Source organism: Brucella sp., from assembly GCF_032066345.1.
Taxonomy (GTDB): Bacteria; Pseudomonadota; Alphaproteobacteria; order Rhizobiales; family Rhizobiaceae; genus Brucella; species Brucella pseudogrignonensis.
In genome coordinates this window covers 196,908-202,933 of sequence record NZ_DAMBKZ010000009.1, presented here as the reverse complement: position 1 = coordinate 202,933, position 6,026 = coordinate 196,908, and the positions used below count along the sequence as shown (strand labels likewise).

Here is a 6,026-nt window from a genome sequence, read left to right as displayed (position 1 = left end):
CAATTCCATGCATTTGCAAGACCTTTACGAACGCTTCTTCCGTCGTCATCTTCATTTTAGTCGCATCTCCTAAGCTACTTTTTCGTATGAAGTTGTGCGCGCAGCCATCTGCATCGTGCCGGTGGCCAGCTTGTCCTTGAGAACCAGTTCCGCGACTTTTGCGCCGATCATCATCGCCGGCGCATTGGTGTTACCGGAGACGATTTCCGGCATGATCGAGCAGTCGGCGATGCGCAGGCCCACAATGCCTCGCACCCGCAAACAAGGATCGACAACTGCGTGCTGATCCGCCCCCATTCGACATGTGCCTGTCGGATGGTAGATTGTGGTGGAATTGTCGCGCGCCCAACCGAGCAACTCGTCATCACTTTGAAGATCAGCGGTTGGTCGATATTCCTCGGCAATGGCTGACACAAGCGGTTGGGTGCGCGCGATCCGGCGGGCTATGCGGATACCCTCGACAAGTGTCTGCTGATCATGCTGCGTCGACAGATAGTTTGGCCGAATAAGCGGATAGTCGAGCGCATTGGACGATTGCAGCGTGATCGTTCCGCGGCTCTGCGGACGCAGCTGGCAGACCGATTGGGTGAAGGCGGAAAATGGATGAACGCCTTCTCCCGGGCTATCGGCCGACCAGGGCTGGATGTGGAATTGAACATCGGGTGTGGCAAGTTCTGGCCTTGTTTTGACAAAACCGAACACCAGGCTCGCCGCCATGGTCATCGGACCGGTCCGGAACAGCGCATATTCGAGACCGATCGCTGCCTTTTTGAAAAGGCTTCGAACCTCGTCATTGAGTGTCGGCTCCTTGCATTTGTAAACCATGCGCGCCTGCAAATGATCCTGCAGGTTCTGCCCGACTTCCGCAGCATCCCGATGCACAACAATCCCGTGGTCTTTCAGCTGCTGCGCCGGACCAATTCCAGACATGAGCAGGATATGTGGCGAGCCGATCGCGCCCGCGCATAGGATCACCTCCCGATTGGCGTCAATCGTGGCGATGGAGCCGTCGCTGCGACGCACTTCAACCCCACGCGCGCGACCGTCCCTGATCAGCACACGGGTGATCTGGCAATCCGTCTGAACATTGAGATTCTGGCGGTGGCGGACAGGGGCGAGAAAGGCTTTCGCCGAAGAGCAGCGGCGGCCATTATGCATGGTCAGCTGGAAATGCCCGACCCCTTCCTGCGTTGGACCGTTATAATCGGGATTATAGGGGTAGCCATTGGCCTGCGCTGCCTCAAGCCATTTCTCACAAATGGCGCGCTTCAGACGCGGATCCGAAACCTGCAACTCACCGTTCTGCCCGCGGCCGGTAGCACCCGGCCGGTGAAATGTCTCGAAACTCTCGAAAATCGGACCGACGTCCTGCCACGACCAACCATGATTGCCAAGCTGGGCCCAATGGTCATAATCCTGTTGCTGGCCGCGGACATAAAGCAGGCCATTGAGCGATGAAGAGCCACCCAGCACCTTTCCGCGCGGCCAGTTCAATGACCGGCCGTTGAGCCCGGGGTCCGGCTCGGTTGCGTAACACCAGTCATATTTGGGGTCATTCATGGTCCGGAAATAGCCGACCGGAACGTGGATCCAGGGGTTGGTATCGTTCCGTCCCGCCTCCAGCAAATGGACCGTTACCGTGGGATCCGCACTGATCCTGTTGGCCGCGATGCAGCCAGCGGATCCAGCCCCGACGATAATGTAATCTGCAACTTCATTCATAAAGATATTCCTCATCACGGGGTCCGCTTGCAGTCGTCAAGCGGCCCCATTCCATCGGGCTTAAAGTCCTGCCAGTCCTTGCGCTGACCGTCGGCGCCGTCTTTCCATCGCAAGCGCGCAGGCCAGCGAAATCACCGCAGCAAAAACCACGTAGACGCACACCCACAAAGGATCGTTGTTATTGATGGCCATCAGATAGGTGGCGATCATCGGGGTCAGACCCGATGCAATGATGCCCGAGAATTGATAGACAAATGATATCCCGGTATATCGCACCGTCGGATCAAAAAGATCCGCGAACAGCGCCGCTTCCGGACCGTAACACATTGGATAGATGATACCGAAAGGCAGCACGATACCCAGAATAATCAATACCGGCTCGCCAGTCGACATCAGCCAGAAAGCCGGGAACACGCTCAGTCCCAACAGCAATGATCCCCAGGCATAGGTGAGGGGGCGGCCAATCCGGTCGGACAAATGTCCAAACAATGGAATGAACGCCACCATGACCACCGCCGCCGCACAAACGGTCCAAAGGGCTGTTGTCCGGTCAATGCCTGCATAGCGGGTGAGGTAGAGAATTGAGAATACCGCGAAGATATTGAAGAAAACGCCGTCGATATAGCGCGCGCCCATGCCTAAAATGACATTGCCTGGATAGCGCTTGATCATGGTGGTGAACGGCAGGCCCTGATCGCGATTGCGGGATGCGGCCTTGGCTTTGACAAATTCGGGGCTCTCGTGAATGTTCGATCGGATCCAGGTGCCCAGAAACACCAGGATGATCGATCCGATGAATGCCGCGCGCCAGCCCCATGCCATGAATTGATCATCGGGAAGCAGAGACAGCAGCGCCATGACCCCGGATGACAGGAACAGACCGAGTGACAGGCCGATCTGCGGCAGGGAAGCGTAGAACCCACGCTTGTTTTGAGGGGCATATTCATAAGCCATCAGAACGGCTCCGCCCCATTCACCACCAATGCCTATTCCCTGCAGGATGCGCAGGAAAAGAAGCGCAATCGGCGCCATCATGCCGATCGTCTCATAGCCAGGCAGCAAACCAATGGCGACCGTCGCGCCACCCATCATCAACAGGCTTAAGATCAGCATCGCCTTGCGGCCGACCAGATCTCCAAAATGCCCAAATATCAGTCCGCCCAATGGGCGTGCGACGAAACCAACGGCAAATGTGGCATAGGCCATCATGATCGAAACGGTTTCATTATCCGATGGAAAATACAGGTGGTTGAACACAATACCGGCCACCACACCGTAAAGAAAAAAGTCATACCACTCGATTGTCGAGCCGATTAGACTGGCGAAAACAACTTTTCTGACATCGCTTGTCTGGCTGCGGCTCCTCACCGCATCCACCATTGTATCCGACATGACGCCCTCCTCGCGTTTGACGGTTATCATCCGATCCACACTCCTCCTGTGGATCGCAGTGCCTCAAGCTTTTGCGCAAAGCGACAGGGAGTCAACATAAAAATGAGACGAAAAGTCTCAAAAAAAGTAAGTAATTGAATTCGCCGGATATAATTTCTCTTGGATAGGCTTCTAAGCTGCGCTAAACCACAAAGACCGTGGTTTCTAACGTAGTTTTTTGATGAAGAACGATCCTGACAATCTGGCAAGCAGTCCGAGTATCCGAAACTTGCAAATCCTCGAATTGCTGGGGTCCCGTCGACGCGCCATGACCCCTGCGGAAATCATTGAAGAACTCAGACTGCCCAAGCCAACCGTGCACCGCTTGCTTGCCTATCTCGAAGATCAGGGTTTTCTCGCCAAGAATATCGATGGAAAAAGCTATTTGCCCGGCGCGCGTTTTCGCGAAATGGCGGTCGGGGCCATGCATGCGTCCCTAAGCAATCTTCCCAGCAGAAACGTGCTGGTGGGACTCAATCAGCAAATCGGAGAAACCTGCAATCTGGCCGTCCCCGACAAGGACGAAATGGTCTATGTCGATCGTGTTGAAACACATTGGCCCTTGCGCATCGCCCTGCATATCGGATCGCGTGTGCCGCTGCATGCAACCGCTGCTGGCAAGGTGACACTGGCGTTTCTTTCCCCCGATGCGTTGCAGCGCTATCTGCTGACTGGTACCCGCCAGGCGATCACCGCCAGGACGATTACTGACCCGGACCCGCTTCGCGCCGAAATCGATCAGGTCAAGGCACAGGGTTATGCCACCGATCAGGAGGAGCTCGTCGAGGGGATGATCGCGGTGGCGGTTCCGGTTCTCGACAGCAGGAACAATTTTTGTGCAACGCTTTCCTTTCATGCGCCAACGCAACGGCTTTCTCTGCAACAAGGGCTTGCCCATCTCAATGATCTTCGTCATGCCGCGGAGAAATTGGGCCAGCTGATCTGAAAGCGCGTATCCCTGCTTGCTGATGCATTCTTTCGACCGACAGCGCATTGCACGACACCACATTTGACCCGGCGAGTTGCCTGCAAAATGACGGAACTTTTCGCAGCCTCGCGCATTGCCGCCATGGATGAATGGGCGATGAGGGGCTATGAGCGAAGATCAAGTGCTGCGTCCCGGCAAAAATTGCTGGCGGGTTGAAACTGCGGAGCGCTTCGCCTTTGTTGTCGATGGTGCCGATTATTTCGTGGCCTTGCGCAAGGCGCTGCTCAAGGCCCGCCACTCGATCATGCTGGTGGGCTGGGATTTCGACACACGCATCAATATTGGCGAGTGCACGGACGGTGGACCACAACAATTGGGGGATTTCATTCTCTGGCTGGCCGATCGCACGCCGTCTCTTGAAATTCGTTTGCTGCGCTGGGATACCGGCGCCTTCAAGGCATTGTTGCGGGGCAACATGCTCTGGACAATCCTGCGCTGGAAAGCCCATCCGCGCATTACCCTGAAATTTGACGCCAAACATCCTATCGCCGGCTCGCATCATCAGAAGATCGTGGCAATCGACGACAGTCTGGCATTTTGTGGCGGCATCGATCTGACAATGCGTCGCTGGGATACGCGCGAGCATCTCGACAACGATCCGCGTCGCGTCAGCCCCAGCGGCAGAACCGAGGATCCATGGCATGACGCCACCAGCGCCTTTGATGGCGATGCGGCGCGTGCCATTGGCGATCTCGCCCGCATGCGGTGGCAGGTGGCGACCGGTGAGACCTTGCCGCGCTGTCAGCAACCCCATGATTGCTGGCCTGACGGCTTGAACGCAACTTTCACCGATATGCGGCTTGGCATTGCGCGCACCATTCCCAAGATGGCGGAGCAGGAGCCGGTGCACGAGATCGAAGCGGCGTGGCTCGACATGATCCGCAGTGCCAGACGCCATATCTATGCCGAGAGCCAGTATTTTGCCTCCCGCAAGATCGCTCGGGCGATTGCCGAGCGCCTTTGTGAAGCGGATCCTCCTGAAATCGTCATCGTCACGCCACAATCGGCGCATGGTTGGTTGGAGCCGCTGGCGATGGATTCCGCACGCGCAAGACTGGTGCAGGCGCTTGAACGGATCGATCATCGGCGTCGACTGCGGATCTGGCATCCCCGGACCACGGGTACTCAACCCATCTATGTGCATGCCAAGGTCATGGTGGTGGACGACACGGTGCTGCGGGTGGGGTCATCAAATTTTAACAACCGCTCCATGCGCCTCGACAGTGAATGCGATGTCATTTTATGCGCGGATGCCGCAGATGATGCCCTGCGTCTGAAGATCGCGCAGCTGCGCGATGACCTCTTGGCGGAACATCTTGGCATCAAGGCCGAACAGGTCTCGCAGAGGCTGGCGGAGACCGGGTCTTTGATTGAAACGGTCGAGCAACTCTGCGGTCCTGGAAGAAGCCTCTATCCCTATCAGATGCCGGAACTATCGGGGATAGAAGAGTGGCTCGCTGAAAATGAGATTCTTGACCCAAACGGCCCCGACGAAATCTTTGAATCGATTGACAAACGCGGCTTGTTCAAGGGCTGGGACAGGATCAAGGCACGGTTTCCCCATTGCCAGAAGCCTTGACAGCACTTTGTTTTTTAAAGGCCAGAGCGAAGTCTCATCCTGAGCCCCCAGGTGTCTGAGCCCCCAGGTGTCCCTCGCACAGACCGATCTGCGCTTTTGTCAGCAGCCTTCGCACGATCACGTTTTCGCGTTGCCGCAAGGGCACCGGACAATGGCCGCCAGCCTTGTTTCATGCGCCTGTAATCCAGCTTCGGCGTGGTGCGCCGTCCCTCAAGCATGCGTGATCGGTTCTCGTAACAACAGGACTTGCAACGCCTGACATTGCGTTTATAAGCCATCGCCGGTTTGATGATTTTCGCTCCATCC

4 protein-coding genes are annotated in these 6,026 nt (G+C 56.4%); 2 read left to right on the top strand and 2 right to left on the bottom strand.

Annotated features, from left to right (window positions below):
* Nucleotides 1-69: 69 nt before the first annotated feature.
* Together RT142_RS13680 and RT142_RS13675 are read right to left on the bottom strand one after the other, a co-directional pair.
* Nucleotides 70-1,722 carry a GMC family oxidoreductase gene (locus tag RT142_RS13680; protein ID WP_064322602.1) on the bottom strand — a complete coding sequence of 551 codons (1,653 nt, stop codon included), beginning with the start codon at nucleotides 1,720-1,722 and terminating at the stop codon, nucleotides 70-72.
* Nucleotides 1,723-1,782: 60 nt separating this feature from the next.
* Nucleotides 1,783-3,114, bottom strand: coding sequence for an MFS transporter (locus RT142_RS13675; protein WP_374891721.1), 1,332 nt, complete (start codon nucleotides 3,112-3,114; stop codon nucleotides 1,783-1,785).
* A 220-nt stretch (nucleotides 3,115-3,334) separates the two neighbouring features.
* Between RT142_RS13675 and RT142_RS13670 the strand changes: the two genes are divergently transcribed.
* Together RT142_RS13670 and RT142_RS13665 are read left to right on the top strand one after the other, a co-directional pair.
* A complete protein-coding gene (locus RT142_RS13670) occupies nucleotides 3,335-4,099 on the top strand; it encodes an IclR family transcriptional regulator (protein WP_064322601.1) in 765 nt (254 codons plus the stop codon).
* A 148-nt stretch (nucleotides 4,100-4,247) separates the two neighbouring features.
* Nucleotides 4,248-5,720 carry a phospholipase D-like domain-containing protein gene (locus tag RT142_RS13665; RefSeq protein ID WP_064322600.1) on the top strand — a complete coding sequence of 491 codons (1,473 nt, stop codon included), beginning with the start codon at nucleotides 4,248-4,250 and terminating at the stop codon, nucleotides 5,718-5,720.
* Nucleotides 5,721-6,026: the final 306 nt, after the last annotated feature.